The following is a 16,883-nucleotide window of genomic DNA, read 5'->3' as shown; positions in this document are numbered from 1 at the left end:
CATCAGCCATGCCGTGGCTCCGTTCGTCCCACATTTCGAACCCCTCCCGGGAGGATGCCGGCACCGCCGATCAGGCGGAAGCCGAGGGTGTCGATCGCTCCCCCGCGACGGTGCGTGCGCCACCGCGCGGTCCCGGCCTCGTCGGCGCCCTGGTGGTCGTCACCGCCCTGGTCTCGGCCATCACCACCTTCCTGATCCTGGCCGGGGTCATCCGGGTCACGCCGACCCCGACGGTGGGCCTGACGCTCCTCGGCATCAACGTCTTCCTCGTCCTCGGCCTCGTGGTGATCATCGCCTGGGAGGCGCGGGTCTTCCTGTACGCGCGCCGGACCAACGCTGCCGTGGCACGGCTCCACACCCGCATCGTCGGCCTGTTCAGCCTCATCGCCATCCTGCCGACGGTCCTGCTGGCGGTCGTGGCGGCGGTGACCATCGATCGCGGCCTGTCCCTCGGCTTCACCGACCGGGTGCGCGACGTGGTGCTCAAATCCGTCGAGGTGGCGGATGCCTACCAAGAGAACCAGTGCCAGAGCCTGGCGCGTGAGATCCGCATCCTCGCCGACGACCTGACCCGGGCGCGGCCGAACTTCGACGTCAATCGCGGCTGGTTCGAGAGCTTCCTCACCACCCGCGCCACCGCCCTCGGCCTGCCTGTCGCCGAGATCATGCGCGGGCCCACCGAGGTGGTGGCCCGCGCCAAGATCGATGCCCTGAAGGAGCGGCGCCTGCCCTCGGCGGCGGCCTTCGACGACGCGGCCAAATCGGTCGATCCAATCTGCCTAGTGCCGAGCGAGGGCCGGGTCTTCGCCGCCCTCCTGCGCATGCCGGCCTATGACGGCGCCGTGCTGCTAGTGCAGCGCGAGGTGAGCCAGCTCGCCATCGAATTCCCCGGCGTGTCGCGCGCCGCAGCGGCCGAGTACCTGACCTACGACTCCCTGAAGCGCTCGATCCAGATCAGCTTCGCCTCGGTCTTCGCGCTGATCGCGCTCATCGCGCTGCTCTCGGCCGTGTGGTTCGGCCTCAACTTCGCCAACCGTTTCGTCGCGCCGATCCGGCGCCTGATCAACGCGGCCGACCAGGTCGCCTCGGGCAACTTCTACGCGCAGGTGCCGGCCCGGAAGAGCGACGGCGACCTCGCGCACCTGTCCGAGAGCTTCAACAAGATGACCCAGGAGCTGCGGCGCCAGCACGACGGGCTGATGGCGGCGAGCGACCTCATCGACCGGCGCCGGCGCTTCACCGAGGCGGTGCTGGCCGGCGTCTCGCCCGGCGTCCTCGGCGTCGATGCGGCGGGCCACGTCACCATCGCCAACCCTTCGGTCGAGCGCACCCTGGGCCTGCCCGCCGACGCGATCGTCGGCCGGCCGCTGATCCAGGCCGTGCCCGAGTTGCAGGCGCTGTTCCCCGAGGGCGGCGAGGCCCGCCTGCGCACCATGCAGCAGCAGATCCAGCTCACGCGGGACGGCCGCGAGCGCACCGTGACCGTGCGGGTGACCAGCGAGCAGGCGCAAGGGGGCGCCCGCGGCTTCGTCGTCACCCTCGACGACATCACCGACCTCGTCTCGGCCCAGCGCACCTCGGCCTGGGCGGACGTGGCCCGGCGCATCGCCCACGAGATCAAGAACCCGCTGACCCCGATCCAGCTCTCGGCCGAGCGCATCCGGCGCAAGTACGGCAAGGTCATCACCACCGACAAGGAGGTGTTCGACCAGTGCACGGCGACGATCGTCCGGCAGGTCGACGAGATCAAGCGCATGGTCGACGAGTTCTCGTCCTTCGCGCGGATGCCCAAGCCCGCCATCGCCCGGAACGATCTCAGCGAGATCACCCGCCAGAACCTGTTCATGATGCGCGTGGCGCATCCCGACATGGAGTTCTCGTTCGGCGAGGACGGCGATCAGCCGATCCTGGCGGCCTTCGACATCCGCCTCCTGTCCCAGGCGATCACGAACATCCTGAAGAACGCCGTCGAGGCGGTGCAGGCCGTGCCGGAGGCCGAGCTCGGCCAGGGCCGTGTCGATGTCCGCCTCGTCCTGGAGGACGGCTTCGTGGTCATCGAGGTCACCGATAACGGCAAGGGATTTCCGGCCGAGGGGCGCCAGCGGCTGCTGGAGCCCTATATGACCACCCGCGAGGGTGGCACCGGCCTGGGGCTGGCCATCGTCAGCAAAGTCCTCGAAGAGCATGGCGGCGGAATCGAATTGAACGACAATCCGGATGGTCGGGGCGGGCGCGTACGCCTGCGCGTCCCGCGCGACGGCGCCGTCGCCCCCGCCCGAGACTCAGCCACCCACACGCCGCCGGAGGGCAAACCCTCCGCGCAGGATGAGAAGGGCGCCGCGCGGACGGCCCCCCCAATCGCGGAGATCCAGTCATGAGCGCCGATATCCTGATCGTCGACGACGAAGCCGACATCCGCGACCTCGTGGCCGGCATCCTCGACGACGAGGGCCACCGCACTCGCACCGCCGGCGGCTCCGACGAGGCCCTGGCCGCTATCGAGTCGCGCCGGCCCCACCTCGTCTTCCTGGACATCTGGCTGCAGGGCTCGCGCCTCGACGGCCTGCAGGTGCTCGACCAGATCAAGGCCGGCCATCCCGACCTGCCGGTGGTGATGATCTCGGGCCACGGCAACATCGAGACCGCCGTCGCGGCGATCAAGGCGGGGGCCTACGACTTCATCGAGAAGCCGTTCAAGGCCGACCGGCTGATCCTGGTGGCCGAGCGGGCTCTCGAAGCCTCCCGCCTCAAGCGCGAGGTCCGCGACCTCAAGGCCCGGTCGGGCCAGGCGAGCCGGCTCGTCGGTGCCTCGGTGGTGGTCAACCAGCTGCGCCAGACCGTGGAGCGGGTGGCGCCCACCAATGCCCGCGTGATGATCCTGGGGGCGCCGGGCTCGGGCAAGGAACTCTCGGCGCGCACGCTCCACGCCCTGTCATCCCGGGCCAGCGGGCCGTTCGTGGTCATCAACGCCGCCACCATCACCCCGGACACGATGGAGGCCGAACTGTTCGGCGTCGAGGCCGGGGAGGGCCGGGCCCGCCGGGTCGGCGCGCTCGAGGAGGCCCATGGCGGCTCGCTCTACATCGACGAAGTCGCCGACATGCCGCGCGAGACCCAGAACCGCATCCTGCGGGTGCTGGTCGACCAGAACTTCCAGCGCGTCGGTGGCACCACCCGGGTCCATGTCGACGTGCGCATCATCTCGTCCTCGTCGCGGGACCTCGCCGAGGAGATCGCCGCCGGGCGCTTCCGCGAAGACCTGTTCCACCGCCTGTCGGTGGTGCCGATCCGGGTTCCGTCCCTGTCGGAGCGGCGGGAGGACGTGCCGGAACTGATCGCGTTCTTCATGGAGCAGATCTCCGGCGCCACCGGCCTGCCGCGCCGGCGCATCGCCGAGGACGCCATGGCCGTCCTGCAGTCGCACGACTGGCCGGGCAACATCCGCCAGCTGCGCAACAACGTCGAGCGCCTGATGATCCTGACCCACACCGACCCGGATCAGGAGGTGACCTCGGAGATGCTGCCGACCGAGATCGGCGCCCTGGTGCCGACGACCCCGAACGGCTCGGGCGGCGAGAAGCTGATGAGCCTCGCCTTGCGCGAGGCGCGGGAGATCTTCGAGCGCGAATACCTCGTGGCGCAGATCGCCCGGTTCTCCGGCAACATCTCCCGCACCGCGGAATTCATCGGCATGGAGCGCTCCGCGCTCCACCGGAAACTCAAGTCGCTCGGCATCGGCCCTTGAGAACCAGGCGGCGATGCACTTGCATCGCGGGCCCGATACACGTGTAATGTTCCGGCACCGACACGGCGTTGTTCGCTGTTCCGGTGCCGGCGAGACCAACAGATGAGAACCCGTCATCACGGCGGGCGGCGATGCGAACCAAGGATAAGAAAAAATGGCGGGCGAGCGCGCTCAGAACCTCCAGGACACGTTCCTGAACCATGTTCGTAAGAACAAGATTCCGCTCACGATTTTCCTCGTCAACGGCGTCAAGCTTCAGGGCGTCGTGACGTGGTTCGACAATTTCTGCGTGCTTCTGCGCCGGGACGGCCATTCGCAACTGGTCTACAAGCACGCGATCTCGACGATCATGCCCGGTCATCCGGTCCAGCTCTTCGAACCCGACGAGACGGCTCCGGAAAAGGCCTGAGATCGCGCGAAACGGCCTCTCCCCGGCCGGAAAGGTTTGCCGCGCCCTTGTCTGGGGCCGGCAAGCGCCCATTGTCCTGAGGACTCGCAGGATAGGGTGAAACGAAGACCTTCATGACGGAACCGATGACGCCCGGCGAAGCCCGGCTCCAGGCGATGGCTGCTCCCGAGGGCGACATCGCGGCGGCAACCCACACCCTTGTCGTCGGACCCTATCTCGGGCGCGCCGCCGCAACGGCCCGGGGCAGCGCCAGCGGCAGTCCGGAGTCCCTGCGCTCCACCGAGGCGCGCCTCGACGAGGCCGCCGGCCTCGCGGCCGCCATCGAGCTCGACGTGGTCGAGGCCATCGTCGCGCCGGTCCAGCGCATCCGCCCCTCCACCTATCTGGGCAAGGGCCGCGTCGAGGAACTGGCCGTCGTGATCCGCGCCCGCGAGATCGGCCTCGTGGTGATGGACTGCGCCCTCTCGCCGGTCCAGCAGCGCAACCTCGAGAAGGCCTTCGGCTGCAAGGTCATCGACCGCACCGGCCTCATTCTCGAGATTTTCGGGCGCCGGGCCTCGACCCGCGAGGGCACGCTCCAGGTCGAGCACGCGCACCTCGCCTACCAGAAGAGCCGCCTCGTCCGGTCCTGGACCCACCTGGAGCGTCAGCGCGGCGGCTTCGGCTTCCTCGGCGGCCCCGGCGAGACGCAGATCGAGGCCGACCGGCGCATGATCCAGGAGCGGATGACGAAGATCGAGCGCGAGCTCGACAGCGTCACCCGCACCCGCGGCCTGCACCGGCAGAGCCGCGCCCGGGTGCCGTACCCGATCGTCGCGCTCGTCGGCTACACCAATGCCGGCAAGTCGACGCTGTTCAACACCCTCACCAAGGCCCAGGTGATGGCGCAGGACATGCTGTTCGCCACCCTCGATCCGACGGCGCGGGCGACGAAGCTGCCACACGGCGAGACCGTGATCCTCTCCGACACGGTAGGATTCATCTCGGAGCTTCCGACCTCCCTGATCGCGGCCTTCCGGGCGACCCTGGAGGACGTGATCCATGCCGATATCCTGCTGCACGTCCGCGACGTCTCCCACGTCGACAGCGCCGCGCAGGCGGAGGATGTCGGTTCGGTGCTGCGCGAACTCGGAATCGAGACCTCGGCCTCGCGCATCATCGAGGTCTGGAACAAGGCCGATCTCCTCGACGTCGACGAGCGCACGCGGCTCCTCAACCTCAGCGGGCAGGGGCGCAGCGATCGTGACAGCGATGCGCCCGTCCTGGTCTCGGCCCTGACGGGGGAGGGGCTCGGAACCCTCACCGCGCGCATCGAGGCGCGGATCGCCCGCCAGCGCTCCACCTTCGCGGTGATCCTGCCGCCGGAGGACGGGGCCGCCCTGCACTGGCTCTACGAGAATGCCGAGGTGCTGGACCGGCGCGAGGAGGAGGGCGGCACGATGCACCTCGCCATCCGCATCGCTCCGGAGAAGGAGCCGCGCTTTCTCAACCGATTCGAGGGCGCGCGACGCCTCAACCGGGTGAGCTGAGGGAGCATACGCACCCCGCCGTCTCCGAACGCGAAACGCCCGCGATCCTCTCGGATCGCGGGCGTTTCCGTCAGATGGGCGGTCGTTCGACGGGGATCAGGGCTGGAGCACACCGTTGATGACGTGGATGACGCCGTTCGACTGCATCACGTTGGCGGTGGTGACGGTGGCGGTGCTGCCCTTGGCATCGGTCACGTAGACCTTCTTGCCCTTCGCCTGGACGATGAGCGGCTCGCCCTCGACCGTCTTCAGCTGCGCTTCGCCGCCGCCATCCTTGGTGAGCTTCATCAGGTCCTTGGCCGTGTAGGTGCCGGGGACCACGTGGTAGGTCAGGATCTTGGTGAGCGTCGCCTTGTTCTCGGGCTTGACCAGGGTCTCGACGGTGCCGGCCGGCAGCTTGGCGAAGGCGGCGTTGGTGGGCGCGAACACCGTGAAGGGGCCGGGGCCGACGAGGGTGTCGACGAGGCCTGCGGCCTTCACGGCGGCGACCAGCGTGGTGTGGTCCTTCGAGTTCACCGCGTTCTCGACGATGTTCTTCGAGGCGTACATCGGCGCGCCGCCGACCATCGGGTTCTTCGCGAAGGCCGCGACCGGGAAGGCAGCACCGACCGAGACGGCGAGTACGACGGCGGCGATCCGGGACGCCACCGGACGACGGGTGTAATGATTGATCATGAAGCGCATCCTTTGAGAAACGGGTGCCCCGTCGAGGGGGTCAGCGGCCGTTACGGGGCGCCGTGGCAGAAAGTTTCAGGACGCCAGCAGTTGGAGCGCGGATTGGTGAGGATTACACGGGCTCGGATCGCCGGATCCTGCCTTGGACACTGCCGTCCGAACAAACGAAAGCCCGTCCGACCAAGGGTCGGACGGGCTTCGCGCGATCCGTGCGGCGGCGAGGAAACACCTCGCCGCCGGCGTCTGGATCAGTACTTGCGGATGATCGGCGCGGGAGCAGCGGCGACCGGGGTCGGGGAGTACAGCGGCACGATCAGGCGGCCCGAGATCTCGGTGCTGTCGAAGGTGCCGGCGCTTCTGACGACGGTACGAGCGACGTAGACCTGCGCCGTGACGGGCCCGAAGTCGTAGCCGACGAGACCACCCATCAGGAACCGGCCGCGATCGGGGACACCGGCCGGGTTGGCAGCGTTGATGATGTTGCCGCCCTTGAACTGGGTGTCGAAGTTGTAGGTGCCGTACGCGATCGCGCCGATCTCGAACTTGCCGAACTTCTTGGTCGCGGTCAGGTCGAGGTTCAGGGCGTCGGAGATCGAGTAGACCGTGGCAAGACCGCCACGGTTATTGCCGCCGAACACCGTCGGTGAGTCGTAGATGTTAGCGGTCAGGTTGGCGGTCAGGTTCCAGCCGTCACCGGTGTAGCTGGCTGCAACACCGAAGCGGTAGGTGTTCGAGGCAAGCTGGCCCAGAGTAGCGCCGCCGGGCGGTAGGAGATTGACGCCATTGTTCGTGGTCAGAACACCACGATCACCGTTCAGGTCGTTCAGGTAAGCGCCGCCCAGCAAGCTGACGCCGAAGTTGTTGCCCAGATCGAAGGCCCAAATGCCGCCGACGAAGGTACCGACGTTGAACGACAGATCCCGGATACCATTGCCGCCCCTGTCCTTGCCGAACACGAACACGGTCGGGGGAGCGACGAGCAGCTCAACGCGGCCGCCGAACGGCACGAAAGGGGTCGACCAGACAAGTACCGGGACGTTGACGCCAGCGTCGACGGCCGACGGCCGGTCGCGGTTCTGATAGACGAAGGTGTTCAGCGCATAGATGCCCTCGGGCAGCGGCGCGCCGGTGGCCAGGCCGACCTGCTCACCCGGAACGGTGGTGGACTGCGCGTAGGATGCGGTGGCGGTCATGCTGGCCGTGAGCGCGAGCGCTCCGGCGACGAGCCAGTTCTTCGACATTTTTACTCTTCCTTCCCAAGGATTTCAGGCGTCCGCCGCGTAGCCATCCGAACCATTCTGCCGATGCGCCGCTTGTTCGCAGCTTGTTTGCAGTTGGTCCGGCGGCCCCCCTTGCGGCCCGTTCTCAAGTCTCAACGTCGAGAACTATTCTACAGGACGCCGCGGAAGGACAGCGGAATGCTTGGAAACGGGGCAGTTCGACCCGCACCGTTGCGCAAAAGCCGCATTTTCGATGCAGTGCCGCGGAAGGATTTGTTAACCTTTTGAGCAGGTTGGCGGAGCCGAACACGCCGCTTTCGGAAGCCCTCACGGCAAAATACCGCTGAACACTCAGGCTGTTATGGTTACGGTTCCGCGGTGGGAAAATCCGGCAAGAGCGTCCGGGCCATTGGGCAGGCAGGACCGTCCGGTGCACGCGTTTCGGCCGAATGATGCGCCGCGAAACGCCTCGCGTTCGATCCGGCCGGGCGAATCGCCGGGTATCGCGGAGCCCCGGAGAGCTATTCGGCGGCGGCGCGGCCCTTCGCAGAGGCAGCGGCGGGGCGCCGGGCCAGGACGTCGCGCAGGAATCGCCCGGTATGGCTCGCCCGCGACTTGGCGATCTGCTCGGGCGTTCCTTCGGCCACGACGACGCCGCCGCCGTCGCCGCCTTCGGGACCCATGTCGATCACCCAGTCGGCGGTCTTGATGACTTCGAGGTTGTGCTCGATCACCACGACCGTGTTGCCCTGATCGACGAGTTCGTGGAGCACCTCCATCAACTTGGCGACGTCGTGGAAGTGCAGCCCCGTCGTCGGCTCGTCCAGGATGTAGAGCGTGCGGCCCGTGGCCCGCTTCGACAGTTCTTTGGAAAGCTTCACGCGCTGGGCCTCGCCGCCCGACAGCGTGGTGGCCTGCTGACCGACCTTGACGTAGCCGAGGCCGACCCGGGCCAGGGTCTCCATCTTCTCACGGATCGTCGGCACCGCCTTGAAGAGGTCGGCGGCCTCCTCGACGGTCATGTCGAGCACGTCGGCGATGGAATGGTCGCGGTACTTCACCTCCAGGGTCTCGCGGTCGTAGCGACGACCCTTGCAGACGTCGCAGGTGACGTAGACGTCCGGCAGGAAGTGCATCTCGATCTTGATGACGCCGTCGCCCGAGCAGGCCTCGCAGCGCCCGCCCTTCACGTTGAACGAAAACCGCCCGGCCTGATAGCCGCGCGCCTTGGCTTCCGGCAGGCCGGCAAACCAGTCGCGGATCGGCGTGAAGGCGCCGGTGTAGGTGGCCGGGTTGGAGCGCGGGGTGCGGCCGATCGGCGACTGGTCGATGTCGATGACCTTGTCGAGGTGCTCGAGACCGTCGAGCCGCTCGAAGGGTGCGGGATGCTCCAGGGCGCCGTTCAGGGATTTCGCCACCGCCTTGTAGAGCGTGTCGATGATCAGGGTGGATTTGCCGCCGCCGGAGACGCCGGAGATGCAGGTGAAGGTGCCCAGCGGGATCTCCACCGAGACGTTCTTCAGGTTGTTGCCGCGGGCGCCGACGAGGCTGAGCTTGCCCTTGCGGCCCTTGCGGCGTGCGGTCGGGACACGGACGCTCATCTCGCCGGTGAGGTACTTGGCGGTGAGCGATGCCGGATTCTTCAGGACCTCCTCGGGAGTCCCCTGGGCGATGATCTGGCCGCCATGGATGCCGGCCCCCGGGCCGACATCGACCACGTAATCGGCCTGCAGGATGGCGTCCTCGTCGTGCTCGACCACGATCACCGAGTTGCCGAGGTCGCGCAGGCGCTTCAGTGTGCCGAGCAGGCGCTCGTTGTCGCGCTGGTGCAGCCCGATGGACGGCTCGTCGAGGACGTAGAGAACGCCGGTGAGCCCGGAACCGATCTGCGAGGCGAGGCGGATGCGCTGGCTCTCGCCGCCCGAGAGGGAGCCGGAGCCGCGCGCCAGCGTCAGGTATTCCAGCCCGACATCGATCAGGAAGGTCAGGCGGTCGCGAATCTCCTTGAGGATCCGGTAGGCGATCTCGTTCTGCTTGTCGGTGAGCTTGCCCGGCAGGTCCGAGAACCAGGCGTGGGCGTCGCGCACCGAGAGAGCGGTGATCTCGCCCACATCCTGCATGGCGATCTTGACCGACAGGGCTTCGAGCTTCAGGCGCTTGCCGCTGCATGTGGCGCAGGGCGTCTCGCTCATGAAGCGCGCGATCTCCTCGCGCGAGGTATCGCTCTCGGTCTCCTTGTAGCGCCGCTCCAGGTTCGGGACGACGCCCTCGAACGGCTTATTGACCTCGTAGGCCCGCATCCCGTCGTCGTAGGCGAAGCGCACCGCCTCGGGCCCGGTGCCGTACAGGACCACGTCGCGGGCCTTCGCCGGCAGGTCGCCCCAGGGCACCGTGGTCTTGAAGCCGTAGTGGCGGGCCAGCGCGTCGAGGGTCTGGCCGTAATAGGGCGAGGTCGACTTCGCCCAGGGGCCGACCGCGCCACGCTTCAGGCTCAGCTTGGCATCCGAGATCACGAGTTCAGGGTCGATCCGCATCTCGTGCCCGATGCCGCCGCAGGTCGGGCAGGCGCCGAAGGGATTGTTGAACGAGAACAACCGCGGCTCGATCTCCGCGATGGTGAAGCCGGAGACGGGACAGGCGAAGCGCGACGAGAAGGTGATCGCCTCGCGCGGCGTCTCGCCCTCGGGCGTGTCGGCGAACTCGATCAGGGCAATGCCGTCGGCGAGGTCCAGCGCCGTCTCGAACGAATCCGCCAGACGCGCGGCGATGTCCGCCCGGACCACAATCCGGTCCACCACCACGTCGATGTCGTGCTTCAGCTTCTTGTCGAGCTTCGGCACGTCGTCGATGGCATAGTACTCGCCGTCGACACGCAGGCGCTGGAAGCCCTTCTTCTGGAACTCGGCGATCTCCTTGCGGTACTCGCCCTTCCGACCGCGGATGACCGGCGCCAGGAGGTAGAGGCGGCTCTTCTCCGGCAGGGCGAGAACCCGGTCCACCATCTGGCTGACCGTCTGGCTCTCGATCGGCAGGCCCGTGGCCGGCGAGTAAGGGATGCCGACCCGCGCCCAGAGCAGGCGCATGTAGTCGTAGATCTCGGTGACGGTGCCGACGGTCGAGCGGGGATTCTTCGAGGTGGTCTTCTGCTCGATCGAGATCGCCGGCGAGAGCCCGTCGATCTGGTCGACGTCGGGCTTCGACATCATCTCGAGAAACTGGCGCGCATAGGCCGAAAGGGATTCGACGTAGCGGCGCTGACCTTCCGCATAGATCGTGTCGAAGGCGAGCGACGACTTGCCGGAGCCGGACAGCCCGGTGAAGACGACGAGCCGATCGCGCGGGATCGTCAGGTCGATGTTCTTCAGGTTGTGCTCTCGGGCGCCCCGCACCGAGATGACGCGCGCATCACGGGCGCCGTCGAACAGCGCCTCGATCTTGGCTTCGACCCGCTCGGCCTCGGCTTGCGATGTCTTGGCGGCGGCTTTGGCTTTGGCCATGGAGTCTCTTCGGAAACGTCTGCGGCGCGGAACTCGGCAGGACTCGACCGGAGCCCCCGCGGCATGTCGGGCGCGCCACCGCGTCGGGCAAGGCGCGCGCCGCGCATATCCGCCCCTCAGCTAGAACAAAATGCGTACGCGGACAACATCGCGAGGCTTTCGAACGGCGTGGCGCGTCCGCCAATGGGGACGGTGCGAAGACATCCGCAGATTTCCCAGCCGCTGCGACGCTTCTCCGGAACCCGGATCGCCGACAGCGCAGGATGCATCGACCGAGCACGATCGCCGAAGGGACGGGTGCGATCCCGAAACCGAGGGCCGCATCGAATCAGGCACGCAACAGGATGTCTCGACACAGGTTCTTGCAGCAAATCTGCCCAAAATCTAAGATCTCTGATCAAAAAATGAACATGCGGCAGCGGCGAAACGCAACTTTTACCGGAGACGTCGACAGTGTCGGCAACGATTTCACGCAGGTCTCGCTCCATGTCTACCGGTCTGTTCACGTCGCTCCGCACGCGCATACTTCTGGTCGCGCTCGCACCCTGCCTCGCTTTCGCGCTGGTCGTGGGACTTGCCGTCACCGAGCGGATGGACATGCGCACCCGGATGACGAACGTGCAGGCGCTCGTCGGCATGGCGGGTCGCATCAGTGCCCTGGTGCACGAGGTTCAGCGCGAGCGCGGCGCGTCCAGCCTCTATCTCGGCGCCAAGGGCACCCAGTTCCGTGCCGAGCTCGACGCCCAGCGCCTGCGCACCGATTCCGCCCACAAGGCTCTGGAAGAGGGTCAGGGCGGCCTCGATCTCGCCGCCGTCGGAGCCGGCGTCGTCCGACGCCACGATGCGCTCAGCGAGCAGCTCTCCGGCATCGGTCCCCATCGCATCGCGGTGGACGCGCTTGGCCGGACGCCGGCGCAGAACATGGGGCTGTATTCGGGCGTGATCGCCAACGCGCTCGATCTCGTGCGCGAAGTCTCCCAGGTCGCCGCCAGTGCGGACCTTGCCGCGCGCATCGCCTCCTACTCGTCCTTCCTGGCGCTCAAGGAACTTGCCGGACAGGAACGGGCCGCCGCCTCGGCGATCTTCGGTGCCGGCCGCATCGATCTGTCCGGCCACGAGCGGCTGGCGGGCCTCAGCGCCGGCCAGACCCTCTACGAATCCCTGTTCCGCCTGGGCGCCGAGCCGGCGCAGGCCGCGCTCCTCGATTCCGGCAAGGCCGCGCCCGCCGCCCGGGAAGTCGACCGCCTGCGCCGCCTCGTTCTCGATACGCCCGCCGGCAACGCGCTCGCCTTCACCGACGCCCCCGCCTGGTTCGGCCTCGCGACCCAGCGCATCGACGCCCTGAAGACCATCGAGGACCGACTCACCGCCGATCTCGGCGTGGCCGCCGGAGCCGCCAGGGCCGAGGCCGAAAGGAGCGTCATGCTCTGGACGGCCGTCGGCCTCGCGACCCTGGGCCTGTCCTGCGGCCTCGCCTTCGCCTTCGGCACCGCCATCGCCCGCCCGCTGACCCGGATCGCCGCTTCGCTCACGGCGATCGGGCGTGGCGAGGAGGCTGGCACCATCCCACGGCGTGGTGCCCGCGAGGTCCGCGCCATCGCGGCGGCGGCCGTCGACTTCCAGGCCAGCGTGGCCGAGCGTCGGCGCATCGCCGCCGAGGCGGACCACGTCACCGCCAACGCCGCGGCCGCCCGGCGCGCCGAGATGGAAGCGCTCGCCGATCGCTTCGAGGCTCAGGCCAGCGGCATCGTCGAGGCGGTCTCGGCGGCCTCGAGCCAGCTGGAGACCGCGGCCTATGCCCTGACGCAGGCTGCGAGCGACACCGCATCCCTCAGCGGCTCCGTGGCCGCCGCCTCGGCCGAGACCGCGGCCACGGCGGATACGGTGGCGGCCGCCACCGAAGAGCTGAGCGCCTCGGTGCGCGAGATCGGCAACCGGGTCGAGGCCTCGAGCGCGGTCGCGAGCGAGGCCGAGCGCGATGCCGCCCGGATGGCCGAGGACGTGAACCGCCTGGCGCAGGCGGCGAGCAGCATCGGGGAGATCGTCGGTCTGATCACCAGCATCGCGGCCCAGACCAACCTGCTGGCGCTCAACGCCACCATCGAGGCGGCGCGGGCCGGCGAGGCTGGGCGGGGCTTCGCCGTCGTCGCCGCGGAGGTGAAGAGCCTGGCGACCCAGACCGCGAAGGCCACCGAGGAGATCGGCGCCAAGGTCTTCGAGATCTCGCAATCGACGGACGCGTCTGTGACGGCGATCGGCGGGATCATGGAAGTCATCCAGCGTCTCGGCCGGATCTCGGGCGACATCTCCGCGGCGGTGGATCAGCAGGAATCGGCCACCCAGGAGATCGCCCGCAACACCGTCCTCACCTCCGAGGGAACCCGGGCCGTGTCCGGGCACATCGTCGGCGTCCGCGAGGCGGCGGACTCCGCCCGCAACGGCTCGGCCCAGGTGCTCACGGCCGCGAGCGACCTCGCCCGTCAGGCCGCCGCCCTGCGCCAGGAAGTGGATGGTTTCCTGGTCACGGTCCGGGCCGCCTGATCGGCCTAGGGGTTGGTCTTCCAGGGGTTGATGATGCGCATCGCCGTCAACTCCGGCTTGACGGTCTGGTCGACGCTGGCGGGCATGACCTTGTGCGCCTGCGCCATCATCTTGCGAGCCTGGTCGGCCGGCATGGCGCCGATCGGGAGCATCATCGCGGCGAGTTGGTTGCGGGTCCGCCGGTCGACGAAATCGGACCGGCCGATGCTCTCGAAATCGCGGGCGGTGTGACGGTCGTCGGGCCGGCCGACGAAGACCTTCGCGCCCTCCTTCATCACCACGATGTCACCCGGGCGAAGGGTCTCATCCTTCATGAAGGCGGCCGCCGGGCCGGCCTTCATGTCGAGGGGCGTCTGACGGTCGGTGACCTTGATCTGCAGCGCTTCGGATTTCGGAAGCGCCGCGTAGCGGATCTTCGGACGCGGGCGACTGGTAACGCGCCGAATCGAGCGACGGGCCTGCTGGTAGTCGAAGTCCGGTGCGGGCGCGGGCGCCACTTGCTGCACCGGCCGGGCGGGGGCAAAGAGCAGGTCGAACAGGCCGCCATCGGCGCTCTGGGCGCTCGCCGGCAGCGTGAGCATCATCAGTCCGAAGGCAGGGGCGATTGCGGCGCGCGCGGCGGCGGAGAGCGGGATCGTCGGCATCGATGTCTCCGGGTGGGGGCGCCCGACTGCGCGCCGAGATGACCCCTTAACAAAAGCACAACCTGAACAGTTCCAAGGTTTTCAAAAGATGGTGAGGGTCGGCCCAAGACTTCGCGAGCAGGCTTGCAAGGCCGCGACGAGAATTAAGTCTCCTCGATTCCGCGCGCCGGGAAACGCCGCCTGATGGTCTTCGGCGACCGCCTCGTGCCGCGTCCGCACCAGGTTTCGGCCCGCGACGCGATCCTATCCGCGCGTGCCGCGGGCCGGACGGGATTCCTACTCGGTGACATGACCGGGCTCGGCAAGACCCTCTCGGTCTGGAGCGCGGTCGCGGCCATGCCCGAGCGCGAGGTCCTCATCGTCTGCCCCAAGGGCGCGATGCCGCAATGGCGACGCACCATCGCCCTGTCGGGGCTCGGCGAGAAGGCGGTGACGCTCACCAACTACGAGCGCACCAAGGCGCTGATGGCGCCGCCCCCGGCCGGCAACCGGCGCTCGACCCGGGCCAAAAACAACGCGCTCGCCCGGCACGGCACGCCGAAGCGCACCTGGCCGCTGGTGGTCTTCGATGAGAGCCACCGCCTCCGGAATCCTTACGCCCAGCAGAGCCTCGTCTGCCGGCAGATCGCGGACGCGGCAGCGTTCACGGTCTACCTCAGCGCCACCGCCGGGCAGGCCCCCCACGAGCTCTCCTATCTCGGGCGCCTGCTCGGCGAAGCCGCGGGACAGCCGACCGGGACGCTGGCTGAATTCCGAGGCCTGATGCAGCGGCTCGGGATCGGCCGCGCCAAGGGGCGCTGGACGAACTGGTCCTGGGAGGCGAACCCGCGCGACTGCACGGTGATGGCCGACCTGCTGTTCAAGGGGACGCGCGCGATCGGCCTGCGCCGGCGCCCCGGCGACATCGCCGGATGGCCGGAGGTGCAGCGCGCCCTCAGCGCGGTCGCCCTCGGCCCGTCGGAGCGCCGCCTCTACGACGCGACCTGGCGGGAGTTCCGCCGGGAATGGGGACTCCTCGGCGGCAGCACTCGCAGGCCGGCGGGCTGGGCGGCGGACCTGCGCTTCCGCCAGAAGGCGAGCCAGCTCCGGGTCTCGGGCAGCACCGCCTTCGCCGACCTGCTGATGGAGGACGGCCACGCGGTCGCGATCTCGGTGGCCTTCCTGGAGACGGCCGCCGCGCTGGTCGAGGCCCTGCGCGCGGCGGGCTGGCGGGCCGACGCGATCACCGGCACGCAATCGGGCGACGCCAACGAGGCGGTGCGGCTCGCCTTCCAGACAGGCGGGCTCGACGCCGTGGTCTTCACGGTGACGGAATCGATCTCCCTGCATGCCCACGAGCTGCCGGGAGGCGAGAGGCCCCGCGCGCTGATCGTCCACGACCTGCGCCACAGCGCGATCCAGCTCGCGCAGATCGAGGGCCGCTGCCACCGGGACGGGCAGCGCGCGACGATCTACTACGCCCTCGCCGAGGGCACCGTGGAGGAGCGCATCGCCGCCACCGTGGTCGGCCGCATGGCCTCGATGGATGCCATGGCGGGCGAGGACACCACGCTCATCGACGCGATCGCCAAGGCCATCGCCGAGGTGCAGGCCAGCGAGGCGGCTTGAGGCCGAACGCGTTCCGCTGGAACGGGATCGGACCGCCACGGTTGTGGCCATCAGGGATCCGTCCGCGAAGGGCGCTCGCCCGCGAACGAACCGAACGCGAACACCCTGCACGCGACGAGAGGACCCGACCCGATGGCACGACCGACGCCGAGCCTTGCCCGACTGATCAGCGAGGGTCTGCGCCACGGCGGCGATCTCGTCGGACAGGAACTCGAGCTGATGCGGCGGGAGACGGACGGGAACATCCGCGCCATCCTCGGCCTCGTCGCCCGCTTCGGCACCGCGCTGACCCTGGTGGTCGCCGCGCTGGTGATGCTGTTCGTGGCCCTGGTGAAGGGGCTCGCCGCCCTGATCGGATCGGAGATCGCGGCCGCGCTGATCGTCGGGGCGCCCTTCGCCGGGATCGCCCTTGTCCTCATGGTGCTGGGCCTGCGCCGGATGGATCGCTCCAACCTGCTGCCGCGCCGCTTCGAGTGTCAGGTGGAGAAGGACGCCGCCCTGGTGACGGGCCGCGTCGCCGACTGAGTCTCAGGCCTGCCGCACCGTGCCGAGGAGCGCGTCCTTGTCGACGCCGAGCGCCACTGCGATCTCGGCCAGGGCGGCATGCTCCGGCTCGCTGATCCCGGCCTGGTCCGCGACATCGGCGGCGATCAGGAACACGCTGGTGCGCTGGGCGATCTCGCGCTCCGCGATGGCGGCGACGAAGTGCAGGTTCTCGGCGCGGCCGGCGCGGGTGCGGGCGCGGGCGATGCCGTCGAACAGCTCGGCCTCCAGCTTCAGGGTGTCGTAGCCCCGCTCGAGGATCGGGTTGGCGCGCATGCCGGCCAGCGCCACCTCGATCTCCTCCTCGTCGATCTCGTAATCCGCCAGGATCACGTTGGCCGAGGCCGAGACCGCCGCCTCCATCAGCGCCCGGTCGCCGAGATAGGCCCCCATGGTCTGGGAGAAGCGCCCGACGAACTCCTGAAACACACCCATCCGGTTCCCCGAAGATCCTTGGAGAGGGCGAGGCCCG

12 protein-coding genes are annotated in these 16,883 nt (G+C 68.7%); 7 read left to right on the top strand and 5 right to left on the bottom strand.

From position 1 onward, the window contains the following. The first annotated feature begins 8 nt into the window (after positions 1-8). The 4 genes from AC0IWM_RS06920 (at position 9) to hflX (ending at position 5,683) form a co-directional block, all read left to right on the top strand. Positions 9-2,378 (top strand): sensor histidine kinase NtrY-like, encoded by a 2,370-nt coding sequence (locus AC0IWM_RS06920; RefSeq protein WP_471753724.1) that lies wholly within the window; start codon positions 9-11, stop codon positions 2,376-2,378. Next, positions 2,375-3,745: a nitrogen assimilation response regulator NtrX gene (gene ntrX, locus AC0IWM_RS06915; RefSeq protein ID WP_056474719.1), complete on the top strand. Its 1,371-nt coding sequence runs from the start codon at positions 2,375-2,377 to the stop codon at positions 3,743-3,745. Before AC0IWM_RS06920 ends, ntrX begins: the two co-directional genes overlap by 4 nt. 154 nt (positions 3,746-3,899) lie before the next feature. Next, positions 3,900-4,154 (top strand): RNA chaperone Hfq, encoded by a 255-nt coding sequence (hfq, locus tag AC0IWM_RS06910; protein ID WP_003600267.1) that lies wholly within the window; start codon positions 3,900-3,902, stop codon positions 4,152-4,154. Positions 4,155-4,267: 113 nt separating this feature from the next. Beyond that, positions 4,268-5,683, top strand: a complete 1,416-nt coding sequence (hflX, locus tag AC0IWM_RS06905; RefSeq protein ID WP_471753722.1) for a GTPase HflX — start codon at positions 4,268-4,270, stop codon at positions 5,681-5,683. A 96-nt stretch (positions 5,684-5,779) separates the two neighbouring features. On the opposite strand, the gene AC0IWM_RS06900 is transcribed toward hflX, so the two are convergent. The 3 genes from AC0IWM_RS06900 to uvrA form a co-directional block, all read right to left on the bottom strand. Continuing rightward, on the bottom strand, positions 5,780-6,358 hold the full coding sequence (locus AC0IWM_RS06900; protein WP_471753720.1) for a fasciclin domain-containing protein: 579 nt from the start codon (positions 6,356-6,358) through the stop codon (positions 5,780-5,782). 248 nt (positions 6,359-6,606) lie between these two features. Next, the gene (locus tag AC0IWM_RS06895) at positions 6,607-7,599 is read right to left on the bottom strand and encodes a transporter family protein (protein WP_471753718.1); all 993 of its coding nucleotides are present in this window, start codon (positions 7,597-7,599) and stop codon (positions 6,607-6,609) included. 500 nt (positions 7,600-8,099) lie between these two features. Continuing rightward, on the bottom strand, positions 8,100-11,075 hold the full coding sequence (uvrA, locus tag AC0IWM_RS06890; RefSeq protein WP_471753716.1) for an excinuclease ABC subunit UvrA: 2,976 nt from the start codon (positions 11,073-11,075) through the stop codon (positions 8,100-8,102). A gap of 486 nt (positions 11,076-11,561) precedes the next feature. Here uvrA and AC0IWM_RS06885 point away from each other — a divergent pair, with 486 nt between their 5' ends. Further along, the gene (locus tag AC0IWM_RS06885) at positions 11,562-13,616 is read left to right on the top strand and encodes a methyl-accepting chemotaxis protein (protein ID WP_471753714.1); all 2,055 of its coding nucleotides are present in this window, start codon (positions 11,562-11,564) and stop codon (positions 13,614-13,616) included. 5 nt (positions 13,617-13,621) lie between these two features. Here AC0IWM_RS06885 and AC0IWM_RS06880 read toward each other — a convergent pair whose 3' ends face one another. Further along, on the bottom strand, positions 13,622-14,260 hold the full coding sequence (locus tag AC0IWM_RS06880) for a hypothetical protein (protein ID WP_471753712.1): 639 nt from the start codon (positions 14,258-14,260) through the stop codon (positions 13,622-13,624). Between the two features lie 183 nt (positions 14,261-14,443). Here AC0IWM_RS06880 and AC0IWM_RS06875 point away from each other — a divergent pair, with 183 nt between their 5' ends. Both AC0IWM_RS06875 and AC0IWM_RS06870 read left to right on the top strand, forming a co-directional pair. After that, entirely contained in the window at positions 14,444-15,868 is a 1,425-nt protein-coding gene (locus AC0IWM_RS06875) for a DEAD/DEAH box helicase family protein (RefSeq protein WP_471753710.1), read from the top strand. Positions 15,869-16,000: 132 nt separating this feature from the next. Next, the gene (locus AC0IWM_RS06870; RefSeq protein ID WP_471753708.1) at positions 16,001-16,393 is read left to right on the top strand and encodes a phage holin family protein; all 393 of its coding nucleotides are present in this window, start codon (positions 16,001-16,003) and stop codon (positions 16,391-16,393) included. 3 nt (positions 16,394-16,396) lie between these two features. Here AC0IWM_RS06870 and AC0IWM_RS06865 read toward each other — a convergent pair whose 3' ends face one another. Continuing rightward, positions 16,397-16,846 (bottom strand): Tellurite resistance protein TerB, encoded by a 450-nt coding sequence (locus AC0IWM_RS06865; protein WP_471753706.1) that lies wholly within the window; start codon positions 16,844-16,846, stop codon positions 16,397-16,399. Positions 16,847-16,883 lie beyond the last annotated feature (37 nt).

It is taken from the genome of Methylobacterium sp. AC433 (genome assembly GCF_979253015.1).
The sequence above is the reverse complement of the archived record's forward strand: the minus strand, read 5'-3'. Positions and strand labels throughout refer to the sequence as shown.